Genomic DNA, 14,764 nt, shown 5'->3' with positions numbered 1-14,764 from the left:
ATGACGGCCGCGATCCAACGGCGACTGGAACTTCCGGAGCCACATAACGCCACACAAACCGAACTGCACCCAGAGCTCAATCGCGCCCATGTGCGCTTCATCGGCCTCGGCAAAACCTACAACGGTCAGCAAGGTCCGGTGGCGGCCCTGCACGGCATCGACCTGGCGATCCAGCGCGGCGAAGTGTTCGGCATCATCGGTCGCAGCGGCGCCGGCAAGTCGTCGCTGATCCGCACCATCAACCGCCTCGAACAACCGAGCAGCGGGCGGGTGCTGATCGATCAGGTGGACATCAGCGAGTTCGACGAAGACCGCCTGGTGGCCCTGCGGCGGCGGATCGGCATGATCTTCCAGCACTTCAATCTGATGTCGGCCAAGACGGTTTGGCAGAACGTCGAATTGCCGCTGAAAGTTGCTGGTGTGCCCAAGGAAAAACGCGAGCAGAAGGTCCGTGATTTGCTGGAACTGGTCGGCCTGCAAGGCAAGCACAAGTCTTATCCGGCGCAGCTGTCCGGCGGGCAGAAACAGCGCGTCGGCATCGCCCGCGCACTGGTCCATGATCCCGAGATTCTGCTGTGCGACGAGGCGACGTCGGCGCTGGATCCGGAGACCACGCAATCGATCCTCGGCCTGCTGCGCGAGATCAATCAGCGCCTGGGCCTGACCATCGTGCTGATCACCCACGAGATGGCGGTGATCCGCGATATCTGTGATCGGGTCGTGGTGCTGGAACACGGGCAAATCGTCGAGCAAGGGCCGGTCTGGGAAGTCTTTGGCAACCCGCAACATGAGGTTAGCAAGACCTTGCTCGCGCCATTGCAACACGCTCTGCCGGAAGAACTGCAAAGCCGTTTGCGAGCGCAGCCGCCGTCTTCGGATGCCGCTGTGGTGTTGCGTTTGCAGTTCACCGGCAGCGCCAGCGACGAGCCAGACCTGGCGGCGCTGTTCAGCGCCCTCGGTGGTCGCGTGCGCTTGCTGCAAGGGGGCGTGGAACGGATTCAGGGCCATGCGCTCGGGCAATTGCTGCTGGCGGTGACCGGATCGTCCCTCAGCGCCGAGGAATTGCGTCAGCGCGCCGGCCACTGGGCACAACAGGTGGAGGTGCTGGGTTATGTGGTTTGATCGCTTGCTTCAGGGTTTTATCGACACGTTTTTGATGGTGGGTGTGTCGTCGTTGATTGCACTGTTGGCGGGCATTCCGTTGGCGGTGATTCTGGTCACCAGTTCCAAGGGCGGGATCTACGCAGCACCGGCGTTGAACCGCGCATTGGGTGCATTCGTGAACCTGTTCCGCTCGATTCCGTTTTTGATTCTGATGGTGGCGCTGATTCCGTTTACCCGGTTGATCGTCGGCACCACCTACGGCGTTTGGGCAGCCGTGGTGCCACTGACCATTGCGGCCACGCCGTTCTTTGCACGCATCGCCGAGGTCAGTTTGCGCGAGGTCGATCATGGGTTGATTGAAGCGGCGCAAGCGATGGGCTGCCGACGCTGGCATATCGTCTGGCATGTGCTGCTGCCCGAGGCGCTGCCGGGGATTGTCGGGGGTTTCACCATTACGTTGGTGACCATGATCAACTCCTCGGCCATGGCCGGGGCGATTGGGGCCGGAGGGTTGGGGGACATCGCTTATCGGTATGGGTATCAGCGGTTCGATAGCCAGATCATGCTGACGGTGATTGTGTTGCTGGTGGTGTTGGTGGCGGTGATTCAGTTGGGTGGGGATCGGTTGGCGCGGGGGTTGAACAAGCGTTAAGCAAAGATCAAAAGATCGCAGCCTTCGGCAGCTCCTACAGGGTTTGGCGTCCACCCGGAATTCGCGCCGGGCACGCCACCTGTAGGAGCTGCCGAAGGCTGCGATCTTGGCGGCATCAAATTCACCCTTTGAAGGGGAAGTTTTCGCACAAAAAAATCAGAGTGCCAGCAGGCCCGATCCCTTTCATTTGCAGGACATTTCCTAGATCATTCCGCTCGCTTGCGCCGACAGAATCTGGTGGCTAGTCTCGGTTCGTCACTGCAAATCAGTGATCGGGTTTAGTAGCCCGGATCAATAGGCGCATAGCGTTTCATACTCATGTCCGGCACTTTTTCCGGATGTTGAATATGGTGGCTGTGCGTGGGGCGCCCTCGGGTGCACCGGTTTTCCTATTGACCGGCCTACTAACCTGCGTACAGCCGCCACCCATCGTTTAGTAGGCGAAAAGTGACGGCTCCCATGCAGCAATAGGAGCAACATTCATGGAAAGATCCATTCCAGATCCACCCCCAGACACATCCTCCAACAAAGCCTTCACCGACGACCTGCTCAAGGACCGTTCCGCGCTTTACCGTGCGATCGATTTCCACCTCACCGGCAAGCAGCCGACGGCGCCCGATGAATTACGCTTCTACAACGTCAGCAAAGACGTGAGCTTCGAAGACGCCCAGCTTTATGTGGCTGATCTGCTGCGCTGCGCCTCGGTCACGGCGTATCAGTGCGGCGATCAACTCAAGGGCGCCGATCGGGCGTTGGTGTTCTCCGTCTGGCATTTGCTGGAGATTGCCAAGGCGATGGTTGATCGGTCCATTGAATGTCTGGGGATGAAACAGAGTTGAGTCTGGCTAAAGTCATTGGTCGCCAGTGATACCGCTTTCGCGAGCAAGCCCGCTCCCACATTCGATCTTCGGTGAACATGGAATTTGTGTTCGACGCGATCCAGTGTGGGAGCGGGCTTGCTCGCGAATGGCTGCGCAGCAGCCCTCGGCGTCATGGCGTATATTCGGCTAATCCCAATTACCTGCGCAGCCAACCATGAAACAGACTCCCGACGACCTGGAGCAGATCACTTCCACCACCCTGGGCCATTACAACGCGGTGGCCGAGGACTTCCGTGAAGGCACTCGCGATCACGATGTCAGCCAGAACATCGATGCCCTGTTGCGGCATATTCAGGGTGAAGCGCCGTTCAGCATTCTCGACTTTGGCTGTGGCCCTGGCCGTGATCTGAAAACCTTCACCCGCCTGGGCCACAGCGCCATCGGGCTCGATGGTTCTGAAAAGCTTGCACAGATGGCCCGGGAGGACAGTGGTTGCGAAGTCTGGCAGCAAGACTTTCTGAAGCTCGACCTGCCGGCCGAACGCTTCGACGGGATATTCGCCAATGCGGTGCTGTTTCACATTCCGAGTCAGGAGTTGCCTCGGGTGCTGAAGCAACTGCGCGGGGCGTTGAAACCGGGTGGCGTGTTGTTCAGTTCCAATCCTCGTGGCGAGAATCAGGAAGGCTGGAACGGGCCGCGTTATGGGGCGTATTACGATCTTCAGGTGTGGCAGCAAATGCTGACTGAAGCGGGGTTTGTGGAGCTTGAGCATTACTACCGGCCGGCGGGGTTGCCGCGGGAGCAGCAGCCTTGGTTGGCGAGTGTCTGGCGTAAGGTGTAAGCAGCTCAAGTCTGAGGTGTCGGTACTGACGCTTTCGCGAGCAAGCCCGCTCCCACATTCGACCGAGTTGTCCAGACGGACGCGATCGAATGTGGGAGCGGGCTTGCTCGCGAACAGAGCGCGCAGCGCTCGCCTCACTGCACCTCTTTCTTCGGCTCGCGAACCTTGTACCAGGCCACGTACAACGCCGGCAAAAACAGCAGCGTCAGCAACGTCGCGATGATGATCCCGCCAATCATCGCGTAGGCCATCGGCCCCCAGAACACTTCCCGGGCGATCGGGATCATCCCCAAACTCGCCGCCGCCGCCGTCAACAAAATCGGTCGGCGCCGGTGTTCCGTGGCCTGCACCACCGCGTCCCACGGCGTGTAGCCACTCTTCTCGAAAGAGTCGATCTGGGTCACCAGAATCACCGAGTTGCGGATGATGATGCCGATCAGCGCCAGAATCCCCAGGATGGCCACGAAGCCCATCGGCGTGCCGGTCGGGATCAGCGCCAGCACCACGCCGATCAGGCCCAGCGGCGCGACGCTGGCCACCAGGAACAGCTTCTGCACGCTGTGCAACTGGATCATCAGGAAGGTCGCCATCAAAAACAGCATCAACGGCACGACTTTGGCAATTGGCCCCTGGGCCTTGCCGCTTTCCTCTACCGTACCGCCGGTGGCGACTTTGTAGCCCACCGGCAAACTGGCGGCGAACTTGTCGATGTCCGGCTTTAGCTGTTGCACCAGGTCGGTCGGCTGAATCTCGTCACGCACCGCGGCCTTGATGGTGATGGTCGGTTTGCGATCACGACGCCAGACCAGCGGCTGTTCGAGTTCATAACGCACCGTGGCAAACGCCAGCAGCGGAATCGACGTGCCGCTCGGGGTGACGATCTGCAAGTTCTCCAGGGTTTTCGGACTGCCGCGTTCGGCATCCTCGGCACGACCCACCACGTTGATCAGGTAGATATCATCATCGACCTGCGTGACCGGCAAGCCGACGACGATGCTGTTCATCAGGTTCGCCACATCCTCCGACGACAGCCCCAGTTGCCGTGCCCGGTCTTGGGCGATGTCGATGCGCAAGACTTTGCCCGGCTCGTTCCAGTCGTAAATGATTTCGCCGATGTGCGAGTTCTTATCCAGCTCGGTGGCCAAGGCAATCGCATGTTTGCGCACCTGATCGATGTCTTTGCCGCTGACCCGGTACTGAATCGGCCGCCCTACCGGCGGGCCCATTTCCAGCGCCTGGACGTAACTGCCGACACCGACGAATTCTTCGCGCAGGCGCTTTTGCAGTCGCGCCGTCAGGGCCGTGCGCGATTCCAGGCCTTTGCTGACGATCACCAGTTGCGCGTAGTACGGGTTCTGCAATTGCTGGTCGAGGGGCAGGTAGAAACGGATCGCCCCCTCACCGATGTAAGTGCTCCAGCGCACGATGTCCGGGTCATCCTTGAGCGTCGCTTCGAGCTTGTCCACCACCTTGCGGGTTTCGGCGATCGAGGCGTTTTGCGGCAGGTTCAGGTCGACGAGAATTTCCGGGCGGTCGGAGGACGGGAAGAACTGGTTCTGCACGAACTGCATGGAAAACACCGAGAGCACAAACAGCGCCACGGTGATGCCAATGGCCCACCAGCGATTGCGCATGGCCCAGAGCAGGCCGCCATTGAACGCCCGACCGATGCGCCCAGGCTCTGCGTCGTGAGGTTTCACATTGGCGCTCAGAATGTGCACACCGAGCACCGGGGCGAACAGCACGGCGACGATCCACGACACCAGCATCGCCACTGCGATCACCGCGAACAGCGTGAAGGTGTACTCACCGGCCGAGCTTGCATTCAAGCCGATCGGCACAAAACCGGCGACGGTGACCAAGGTGCCGGTGAGCATCGGGAATGCGGTCGAGGTGTAGGCGAAGGTCGCCGCTTGCTCTTTGGTTTCACCCATTTCCAGGCGTGTGACCATCATCTCCACGGTGATCATCGCATCGTCCACCAGCAGGCCGAGGGCGATGATCAGCGCACCGAGGGAGATCCGCTGCATGGTGATGCCGCTGTATTCCATGAAGAGGAAGACCATCGCCAGCACCAATGGAATCGAACACGCCACCACCAGCCCGGCGCGCACACCAAGGCTGACGAAGCTGACGATCAGCACGATCACCACGGCTTCGAACAGCGCACTGGTGAAACCGCCGACGGCTTCTTCCACTACGTCGGCCTGGTCGGACACGTTATGCACGCCGACGCCCACCGGCAGGTCCGCCGTCAGTTCATCCATGCGCAGGTGCAACGCCTTGCCGAAGTCCTGAATGTTGCCGCCCTTCTTCATGGCGATCGCCAGGCCAATGGCCGGCTGGCCGTTGAAGCGAAACTCCGGGGTCGATGGATCGACGTAACCACGGCTGATGTTGGCGATATCGGCCAGTCGATAGAAGCGATCGTTGAGTTTCAGGTTGACATTGGCCAGGTCTTTTTCAGAGGCAAACTGGCCCGAGGTCCGCACCGAAATCCGCTCCGGGCCGGCCTCGATCACCCCGGCCGGGGTCACGGCGTTCTGTGATTGCAGGCTCTGCACCACCTGACGCTGATCGATGCCGAGCGCGGCGAGTTTGCGAGTGGAGAAGTTCAGGTAAAGGACTTCATCCTGCTCGCCGACCATCTCGACCTTGCCCAACCCCGGGACTTCACGGATTTCGGCACGCACCTGTTCCACGTAATCGCGCAACTGGCGCATCGACAGGCCATCGGCGGTAAAGGCGTACACCGAACCGAACACGTCGCCGAACTCATCGTTGAAACCCGGCCCTTGCAGGCCCTTCGGGAAGTCACCGCGAATGTCGTTGATCTTCTTGCGCACCTGGTACCAGATTTGCGGGATGTCCTTGGCACTGGTGGTGTCGAGCAGGTTAACGAAGACCGTTGATTCGCCTGGGCGGGTGTAGCTTTTCACGTAGTCGAGCGAGTCGAGTTCTTCGAGTTTTTTCTCGATCCGGTCAGTGACCTGCTTGAGGGTCTGTTCCTGGGTCGCGCCGGGCCAACGAGTCTGGATCACCATGGTTTTGATGGTGAACGAGGGGTCTTCTTCGCGCCCCAGGTTCAGGTACGAGAACACGCCCATCAGCAGCGCGACGAACATCAAATACCAGACAAACGACTGATGTTTGAGGGCCCACTCGGATAAGTTGAAACTCCCTTTCATTGCGGGCTGCCCTCGTCAATTTTCACTTTCTGCCCCGGTTTGAGGCTGTTCACGCCCGCGCTGACCACCCGCTCGCCGGTTTTCACGCCGTTGGCCAGGACCACCGTGGCATCAGTCCGGCTGATCAGGCTGACCTCCCGTGGCGAAACGGTTTGCGTCTGTGGATCAACGACCCAGATCCGCAGTTTTCCATCGACCTCCTGCAGCGCACTCACTGGCAGTTCGAGGCGCGGCTTGATCGCGGAGCTGAGGGTCACGCTGATCGCCGTGCCGAGGCGAAAGCCCGGCGGCGTATCGGCCAGGCTCAGGCGGGCACGACGGGTGCGGGTCGCGCTTTGCGCCTGGGGTTCGATCTCGCGCACGATGGCGGTGCTGGTGATGCTCGGGTCCAGTTGTGAGGCGACCTGGAACACCACGTCGGCTGGCAACTGATCGACCAGGGTATCGGGCAGGTCGATCACCGCTTCCTTGATGTCCGGCTGCGCCAGGGTCACCACTTGCTGGCCGGCCGTGACTACTTGCCCGGCTTCGGCGTTCCACGCGGTGACGATGGCTTTGTGATCGGCGCGCAGCTCAACGTAGTTGAGTTGGTCCTGTGCCTGATCGACAGCAGCCCTGGCTTGATCGAGGGACGCCTGGGTGGTTTTCAGGTCGGTCTGGGCGATGTCCAGCTGCGCCTGTGCGCCAACCCCGCGATTGAACAGTTCCTGCTGACGCCGGGCGTTGGCCTGAGCGTTGATGAGCTGCGCCTGAACCCGCGCCAGATCACCCTGGGCGGAGCGCAACTGGTTCTGCTGATCGGTGGGGTCGAGGGTCGCGAGTAACGCGCCCTTCTGGACTTCTGCGCCAACATCGACGTTACGGCTGGCGATACGCCCCGGCACCCGGAAACCGACGTTGCTTTCGTAACGGGCCTGGATGCTGCCGGCAAACCGGCCGAGGTTTTCTTGATTGAGCGCCTTCACTTCCACAGACAACACCGGCCGAACCGGTTCTGGCGGCGCTTCCTCCTTGGAGCAGGCGACCAGCAACAAACCGGCGGACAACAGCAACAGACTCTTCATGGCTGGGCTCCTGTCGCTGAGGGCTGGTAGGTGTTTTCGACAATCTCCACGCGCACACCCGGATGCAGTAACTGGCCACCCGCAGTGACGACTTTTTCGCCCCCGTTGAGGCCAGCGCTGACAATGACTTTGCCGGTCAGGTAACGGCCGACGGTGACGGTGTGCAATTGCGCCCTGCCCTCGGCGTCCACCAGCCACACGGCCGGGTCGCTGAGGTTCTTGGTCAGCGCCGCCCAAGGCAGCTCCACTGCGGTTTTGCCCACCGGTTTTGCGGTGGCGCTCACTACCGATCCGAGCTGCATGCCCTCGGGAAGACTGTCGAGACTGACTTTGACTTGCACCGTGCCGGTCTGCGCGGATACGGCTGGCGTGACTTCCCGAACGGTGCCCGTAGTCTTGATTTTCGGGTTGTCGAGCAGGCTGACCACAATCGATCTATCCGCCGGCGGCTCAGTCAGCAGTGATTCGTACACGTTGAACACCGCGTCACGCTCGCCGTCCCGGGCCAGGCTGAAAATCGGCACTGTGGCTTGTACTACTTGGCCGACTTCAGCCTGGCGCGCGGTAATCACCCCCGGCGCATCGGCAATCAACGCGGTGTAGCTCAGTTGATCACGGGCGTTGGCCAATTGCGCTTGAGCGGCGGTCAGCGCGCTCTGACTGCTGCGCAAGGCGGCTTGGGCGGAGTCGTATTCGCTCTGGCTGGTGTAGCCCTTGGGCAGGAGTTTTTGTTGGCGAACGAAGGCGGCGGCGGTTTGTTTGACCCGCGCCTGTTCGGCAACGACCTGGGCCTGGGCAGAGTCGACGCTGGTTTGCAGGTCCTTGGGATCGAGCTTGGCCAGCACTTGTTTGGCCGAAACCCGGTCACCGACATCGACCATGCGCTGGATGATCTTGCCGCCGACACGAAACGACAACTCGGTTTGCACTCGCGCCTGGACGTCGCCGGTGAGTGTCACTGCGGCGGCGTAATCGGTTGGCTTGACCTCTTGCACGAAGACTCGTGGGCGGTCCTTCTCGACGGGCTTTTTATCGCCACAGGCGGTCAGCAGGGCGATGAGGCTCAGGCCAACCATGAATTTCAATCCGGGACCTGCCATGCAAACTCCTTTGCGTTGTACAAACCTGCCAGTGACGATACGACTGTGAGCTTAGAACAGCGTTCCACGTCTGCACGGGGTTGCTGCACACCTTGCGGCGTGGGGCTTACCTGTGGCGAGGGAGCTTGCTCCCGTTCGACTGCGCAGCAGACGCAACACCTGCTATCTCGTTCTACCTGACACACCTCATTGAATGGCTTTGGGGCCGCTTCGCAGCCCAGCGCGAGCAAGCTCGCTCGCCACAGGGATCATTGTGTTGCCGACAATAAGGCAGAATGACGAACCATGCAGCAGGAAGCTTCCCATGCTCAAAACCCTCGCGGTGGCCAATTACCGCTCGATCAATAAATTGGTGATTCCGCTTGGCCGGTTGAACCTGATCACCGGCCCCAACGGCAGCGGCAAGTCCAACCTCTACCGCGCCTTGCGCCTGCTGGCGGAAACCGCTCAAGGTGGCGTGGTCAATGCGTTGGCCCGCGAGGGTGGGCTGGATTCGACATTCTGGGCCGGGCCGGAAAACATCAGCCGGCGTATGCGTAACGGCGAAGTGCCGGTCGAGGCAAGCGTGCGCCAGTCACCCAAGCGTTTGCGTCTGGGCTTTGCCGGTGATGATTTCAGTTATGCGATCGCGCTGGGGCTACCCATGCCGCTGCCAGATCATGTGACGTACTTTTCCCTCGACCCGGAAATCAAAAAGGAATGCATCTGGTCCGGGCCGTTCTATCGCCCGGCCAGCCTGCTGGTGGATCGCGACGGCCCGATGATCCGCGCTCGGGTCGGTCGCGGCTGGGAAGTACTGGCGCAGCACACGCCGAACTTCGACAGCCTGTTCGATCAGGTCGGTAGCTTGCGCACCTCGCCGGAAGTCTTGCAGCTGCGTGAGTTCATCCGCCGCTGGCGCTTCTACGACCACTTTCGCAGCGACGCCGACGCGCCAGTGCGCCAACCGCAACTGGGCACCCGCACGCCAGTGTTGCACCACGACGGTCGCGACCTCGCCGCAGCGTTACAGACCATCCGCGAAATCGGCGATCCCGAAGCGTTGCAGGCAGCGATCAGCGATGCATTCCCCGGTGCAACGTTGAACATCGCGCCGCTGCAGGGCGGACGGTTTGCGATCGAGTTTTATCAGGAAGGATTGTTGCGGCCGTTGTCCGCCGCCGAGTTATCGGATGGGACGTTGCGCTATTTGTTGCTGGTTGCGGCATTGCTGACTCCTCGGCCGCCGACGTTGATGGTGTTGAATGAGCCGGAAACCAGTCTGCATCCAGACCTGCTGCCGGCGTTGGCACGCTTGATTATTCGAGCGTCCGAACAGTGTCAGGTTTGGGTGGTGTCCCATGCGCGGCGGTTGATCTCGGCGCTGCAGCAAGACCCGGAATGCAATTGCATTGTGCTGGAGAAGAATTTCGGCCAGACCGGGATGGTCGGGCAGCGGATGCTGGATGAGCCGGCGTGGTATTGGCCGGATTGATCAGCGTCTGAAAAAGCTTCGCGAGCAAGCCCGCTCCCACATTTGATCGGGGACGGACACAAGTCTTGTGTCCACTGAAAATCGAGTGTGGGAGCGGGCTTGCTCGCGAAGACGGCAGGCGGGTCAACACAGAACTTGAAGAATCACCCCTGCCACTTCCCACCCTCGACAATCACGCTCTCAGGCTGGGTGTCATCGCTCAATTCTTTACGCACATACTGGTCGTACAGCTTGAGCAAAAACTTCTCCTCACCCAACTTCGCCAACTCCACATTCACCCAGTCGCGCAGTTCGATATTGCCCTTCTTCACCGCCGGAGCGATCGGTGCTTCAGCACCCAGTTTTTCCTCCAGCACGCGGTAACCCGGGTTCTGCTTGGCCCAGCTGAACAGCACCAGGTTGTCCTGCGCATAAGCGTCGCCGCGACCATTGGCCAGGGCTTGCAAAGACTCGGAGTTTTTCTCGAACTTCAGCAGTTTCCAGTCAGGATGATTCTTGGTCAGCCAGATATCCGCCGTGGTGCCCGTGGTCACGATGGTGGTGCGGGTCGCCAGGTCATCAAGGTTCTTCACCGAACTCGCCTGCGGTACCAGTGCCTGCACCGCGACCTTGAGGTTCGGGTTGGTGAAGTCCACTGCGTCCTTGCGCTCCGGGGTGACGGTCATGTTGGCCAGGATCAGGTCGACCTTGTCGCTTTGCAGGAACGGAATCCGGCTCGCCGGCTCCACCGCAACGAATTCGACCTTGTTCTCATCGCCCAACAGATCCTTGGCGAATTGACGACCGATATCAGTATCGAACCCCACGTAGCGCCCGGCCTCATCGACAAAACCGAACGGCGGCTTGTCGGTGAAGACGCCGACGATCAGCTTATCCCGGGCTTTGATTTTTTCCAGGTACCCGGCCGGTGCGGTGCTGACGCTTGCGGCTTTCGGCTTCGTCGGTTCTTCGGTTTTGTTGCAGCCGGCCAGCAGCGCCAGGCCGAACAGCGGGAGCAGCAGCAGAGAAGACTTGGCAGTTTTCATGACAGTTCCAGTTCCTTTGTTTGAGTCGTTTTGGGTAGTGCGGCGACGTAGGAGAACTTCTCCAGGAACTGCTGCGCTCGTGCGGTTTGCGGGTTCGTAAAGAAAATCTCGGGGGGGTGTTGTTCAAGGATGCGCCCGGCGTCCATGAACACGATGCGGTCGGCCACCGCACGGGCGAAGGCCATTTCGTGGGTGACGATCAGCAGGGTCATGCCCTCGCGGGCCAGGCCCTGAATCACTTCCAGCACTTCCTTGACCATTTCCGGATCGAGGGCCGCGGTGACTTCGTCGAAGAGCATAACCTTGGGGTTCATGCACAGCGAACGGACGATGGCGATGCGTTGCTGCTGGCCGCCGGAGAGCTGGCGCGGGAAGGCGTCGCGCTTGTCCAAAAGACCCACGCGCTCCAGCAAGGCCTCGGCCTGCGCGCGGGCTTCACGGCGTTCGCGCTTCTGTACCTTGAGCGGGCCGAGCAACAGATTGTCGAGCACGCTCATGTGCGGGAACAGGTGATAGCTCTGGAACACCATGCCGATCTGCTGACGCACTTCGCGCCAGTCGGTGCCCTTGTCCAGCAACTCGCGCCCGGCAAAATTCAAGCTGCCGCTATGCGCGACTTCCAGGCCGTTGAGGCAGCGCAGCAAGGTGCTTTTGCCACAGCCGCTGGGGCCGAGGATGACGATCACCTCGCCCGGTTTCACCTGCAGGTCGATGCCGTCGAGCACCTGCTGCTCGCCGAAAAACTTGTTGAAACCCTTGAACTCGATCAATGCACTCATGCTTGCGTCCAGCGCCGCTCCAGCACGCGTGAAGCGGCCGACAGCGGGTAGCAAATGAAAAAGAAGAACAGAAACAGCGCGCCGTAGATCAGCACCGATTCGTAGGTGCGTTCGATGATCTGTTGGCCGACCTTGATCACATCCACCACGCCGATCAGCACCGCCAGGGAACTGGTCTTGATGATGCGCGTGTAGACGTTGATGGTTGGCGGCGTCATGCGTTTCAGCGCTTGAGGTAGCAGCACGTAGCCGTAGAGTTGCGGGCCATCCAGGCCAATCGACAGCCCGGCCTCACGCTGGCCGCGCGGCAACGAATGCAACGCGCCGCGCACCACTTCACCGACTTCGCTGGCGCCCCACAGCGACAACACCAGCACCGCGCACCAAAAGCTCGGAAGGCTCAGCCCAAAAAAGATCGGCAAGCCGAAGAACAGCAAATACAGCCAGACCAGCACCGGGATTGCCCGGAACAGCTCCAGATAGACCCGCAGAACCGCGTTCAGCCATTTCGAATTCAGCGTTCGCATCACGCCGTAGAGCACGCCGCCCACGGTGCTGATGACGATGCTCAAAAAAGAGATCGACAGGGTTTGCGCAGCGCCTTTGCCCAGTTGCGGCAACGACACCCAGAGCAACTCAAGACCCGAACTGGCCATGCTGGAGCCTCCTTTCCAGACGGCTGAGCAGCAGCGACAACGGCAAAAACAGCAGCACGCAAATCAGCGTCAGCACGGCGAGCATTTCGTAGGTTTTGTAGTAGAGCGCGATGTAGCTTTTGGTGGTGTAGAGAATCTCCGGCACCGCCACCGCCGAGACCACGGTGGTTTCCTTGAGCAGGAAAATGAAATTGGCGAACAGCGACGGCAGGCTGAGAATGCCGGCCTGCGGCAGGATCACGTAGCGCAGCAATTGATCGTGGGACAAGCCGATGGAGCGGCCGGACTCAAGTTGCGCCTGGGGCACCGCATCCACGCCGGCACGCAGGACTTCGGTGAGGTAGGCACCGCCAAGGAAAGTCATGGTGATGATTGCCGCCGCGAAGCCCGAGACTTTTATGCCCAGCGCCGGTAAGGCGAAGTAGACGAAGAACAACTGAATCAGCAGTGGCGTGTTGCGTGCCAGTTCCACATACAGCCCGACCAGGCGTTGAAGGTAGGGGGTGCGAAACACCAGAATCGTCGCGTTGATCAGCGCCACCAGCAACGAAGTGCCGATGGCGATAAAGCCGACCTGCAGCGTCACGCCCACGGCTTTGAGAAACGTCGGCAGAGTGCTGAGGATAAAAGCGTAATCGAAGATCATTGAACATCCTGTACGCCGCTCGGTAAGCGACGATGGCGCAGTCCATGGGCAGTGGATAACCACCCGGCAGGAACCGACTTTAAAGGCATAAAAAGAAGAATTTAAATACCGTTAAAGCATATTGATATCACGCAAAAGACTATCCTGCGGATTTGCCGAGACTGGGGAAGACGACTATTTTTCTTTCAGCCGTAGGACGGATCTTTTTTTCAAAAAGCCCCTCCAAGGACGTACAGCTTTTGGCCAGACTCCCCCCGGCCGAACCATCACAAGGAAGAGAAAAATGGCTGACGTAAACGTGCCGCAGCGGCTGGATCCGCAAGACATCGTGAAATTGCTGGTGGCGTTGCGCAAGGCGCTGAAGGCGCGGGTGGCCTGAAACTTTAAAGCAAAAGATCGCAGCCTCGTTTCACTCGACAGCTCCTACATTGGGATGGTGTACACCCTGTAGGAGCTGTCGAGTGAAACGAGGCTGCGATCTTTTGATCTTGGCGTAATAAAAAACGCCGACGCTATATCAGCCGTCGGCGTTGAAACCTTGAAGGGGTTTGAGACTGCGGCCAATCAGAACGCCGGCAGTACCGCGCCGCTGTACTTCTTGGCGATGAATGCCTTCACTTCCGGGCTGGTCAGGGCCTTGGCCAGTTTCTGGATGGCAACGCTGTCCTTGTTGTCTGGACGCGCCACCAGGAAGTTCACGTAAGGCGAATCGGCACCTTCGATCACCAGTGCATCTTTAGCCGGGTTCAGACCCGCGTCCAGCGCGTAGTTGGTGTTGATCATGTCCAGGTCGACCTGATCCAGAACACGCGGCAGCATGGCCGATTCCAGTTCCTTGAACTTGAAGTTGTGCGGGTTCTTGGCGATGTCTTTCGGTGTGGCCACGGCGTTCTTCGGGTCTTTCAACTCGATCAGGCCAGCCTTCTGCAGCAGGATCAGGGCACGGCCACTGTTGCTGCCTTCGTTCGGGATGGCGATGGTTGCGCCGTCTTTCAGCTCAGCCAGGCTTTTGACTTTCTTCGAGTAGCCGCCGAAGGGTTCGACATGCACGCCGATCACGGTCACCAGGTTAGTGCTTTTGCCTTCGTTGAAGTTTTTCAGGTACGGCAGGGTCTGGAAGTAGTTGGCGTCCAGACGCTTCTGGTCGACCTGCACGTTCGGCTGAACGTAGTCGGTGAAGACTTTGATTTCCAGGTCCACGCCTTCTTTGGCGAGGGTTGGCTTGATCAATTCAAGAATCTCGGCATGTGGAATCGGCGTCGCCGCAACCACCAGTTTCTCGCCAGCCTGGGCCAGGCCCGCAGTCAGGGCAGCCGCCAATGCGGTAAACAACAGAACCTTTTTCATGCAGTGTCCTTATCGAAATTCGCGGCCATCATCGACGACGGCTAATTAGTACGAGTGCCAGTGATGT

The 14,764-nt window shown here is 59.9% G+C and carries 13 protein-coding genes; 5 read left to right on the top strand and 8 right to left on the bottom strand.

Features of this window, described 5'->3' with window-relative positions; genetic code table 11:
• The 4 genes from PMI36_RS24125 (at position 1) to PMI36_RS24140 (ending at position 3,418) form a co-directional block, all read left to right on the top strand.
• Positions 1-1,122 carry a methionine ABC transporter ATP-binding protein gene (locus PMI36_RS24125; protein ID WP_008068676.1) on the top strand — a complete coding sequence of 374 codons (1,122 nt, stop codon included), beginning with the start codon at positions 1-3 and terminating at the stop codon, positions 1,120-1,122.
• Positions 1,112-1,756, top strand: a complete 645-nt coding sequence (locus PMI36_RS24130; protein WP_008068675.1) for a methionine ABC transporter permease — start codon at positions 1,112-1,114, stop codon at positions 1,754-1,756. The genes PMI36_RS24125 and PMI36_RS24130 overlap by 11 nt, the downstream gene beginning before the upstream one ends.
• A 482-nt stretch (positions 1,757-2,238) precedes the next feature.
• On the top strand, positions 2,239-2,595 hold the full coding sequence (locus PMI36_RS24135; protein ID WP_007903130.1) for a DUF6124 family protein: 357 nt from the start codon (positions 2,239-2,241) through the stop codon (positions 2,593-2,595).
• Between the two features lie 196 nt (positions 2,596-2,791).
• A complete protein-coding gene (locus PMI36_RS24140) occupies positions 2,792-3,418 on the top strand; it encodes a class I SAM-dependent methyltransferase (RefSeq protein ID WP_008068674.1) in 627 nt (208 codons plus the stop codon).
• Between the two features lie 134 nt (positions 3,419-3,552).
• On the opposite strand, the gene PMI36_RS24145 is transcribed toward PMI36_RS24140, so the two are convergent.
• The 3 genes from PMI36_RS24145 to PMI36_RS24155 are packed head-to-tail and all read right to left on the bottom strand — an operon-like array spanning position 3,553 to position 8,770.
• Entirely contained in the window at positions 3,553-6,606 is a 3,054-nt protein-coding gene (locus PMI36_RS24145; RefSeq protein WP_008068673.1) for an efflux RND transporter permease subunit, read from the bottom strand.
• A complete protein-coding gene (locus tag PMI36_RS24150; RefSeq protein WP_008068667.1) occupies positions 6,603-7,670 on the bottom strand; it encodes an efflux RND transporter periplasmic adaptor subunit in 1,068 nt (355 codons plus the stop codon). Before PMI36_RS24150 ends, PMI36_RS24145 begins: the two co-directional genes overlap by 4 nt.
• Positions 7,667-8,770: an efflux RND transporter periplasmic adaptor subunit gene (locus tag PMI36_RS24155; protein WP_008068664.1), complete on the bottom strand. Its 1,104-nt coding sequence runs from the start codon at positions 8,768-8,770 to the stop codon at positions 7,667-7,669. The genes PMI36_RS24150 and PMI36_RS24155 overlap by 4 nt, the downstream gene beginning before the upstream one ends.
• Positions 8,771-9,074: 304 nt before the next feature.
• Between PMI36_RS24155 and PMI36_RS24160 the strand changes: the two genes are divergently transcribed.
• Positions 9,075-10,244 (top strand): AAA family ATPase, encoded by a 1,170-nt coding sequence (locus PMI36_RS24160; RefSeq protein WP_008068662.1) that lies wholly within the window; start codon positions 9,075-9,077, stop codon positions 10,242-10,244.
• A gap of 143 nt (positions 10,245-10,387) precedes the next feature.
• On the opposite strand, the gene PMI36_RS24165 is transcribed toward PMI36_RS24160, so the two are convergent.
• From PMI36_RS24165 to PMI36_RS24185, 5 genes are all read right to left on the bottom strand, one after another.
• Positions 10,388-11,269 carry a transporter substrate-binding domain-containing protein gene (locus tag PMI36_RS24165; protein WP_008068660.1) on the bottom strand — a complete coding sequence of 294 codons (882 nt, stop codon included), beginning with the start codon at positions 11,267-11,269 and terminating at the stop codon, positions 10,388-10,390.
• On the bottom strand, positions 11,266-12,048 hold the full coding sequence (locus tag PMI36_RS24170) for an amino acid ABC transporter ATP-binding protein (RefSeq protein ID WP_007903149.1): 783 nt from the start codon (positions 12,046-12,048) through the stop codon (positions 11,266-11,268). The genes PMI36_RS24165 and PMI36_RS24170 overlap by 4 nt, the downstream gene beginning before the upstream one ends.
• The gene (locus PMI36_RS24175; protein WP_008068658.1) at positions 12,045-12,704 is read right to left on the bottom strand and encodes an amino acid ABC transporter permease; all 660 of its coding nucleotides are present in this window, start codon (positions 12,702-12,704) and stop codon (positions 12,045-12,047) included. Before PMI36_RS24175 ends, PMI36_RS24170 begins: the two co-directional genes overlap by 4 nt.
• On the bottom strand, positions 12,685-13,350 hold the full coding sequence (locus PMI36_RS24180) for an amino acid ABC transporter permease (protein ID WP_008068657.1): 666 nt from the start codon (positions 13,348-13,350) through the stop codon (positions 12,685-12,687). Before PMI36_RS24180 ends, PMI36_RS24175 begins: the two co-directional genes overlap by 20 nt.
• Before the next feature lie 564 nt (positions 13,351-13,914).
• On the bottom strand, positions 13,915-14,697 hold the full coding sequence (locus PMI36_RS24185) for a MetQ/NlpA family ABC transporter substrate-binding protein (protein ID WP_008068655.1): 783 nt from the start codon (positions 14,695-14,697) through the stop codon (positions 13,915-13,917).
• Positions 14,698-14,764: the final 67 nt, after the last annotated feature.

It is taken from the genome of Pseudomonas sp. GM79 (assembly GCF_000282495.1).
Lineage (GTDB): Bacteria > Pseudomonadota > Gammaproteobacteria > Pseudomonadales > Pseudomonadaceae > Aquipseudomonas.
Note: the sequence above shows the minus strand (reverse complement) of the source record. Positions and strands in the feature narration are given on the sequence as shown.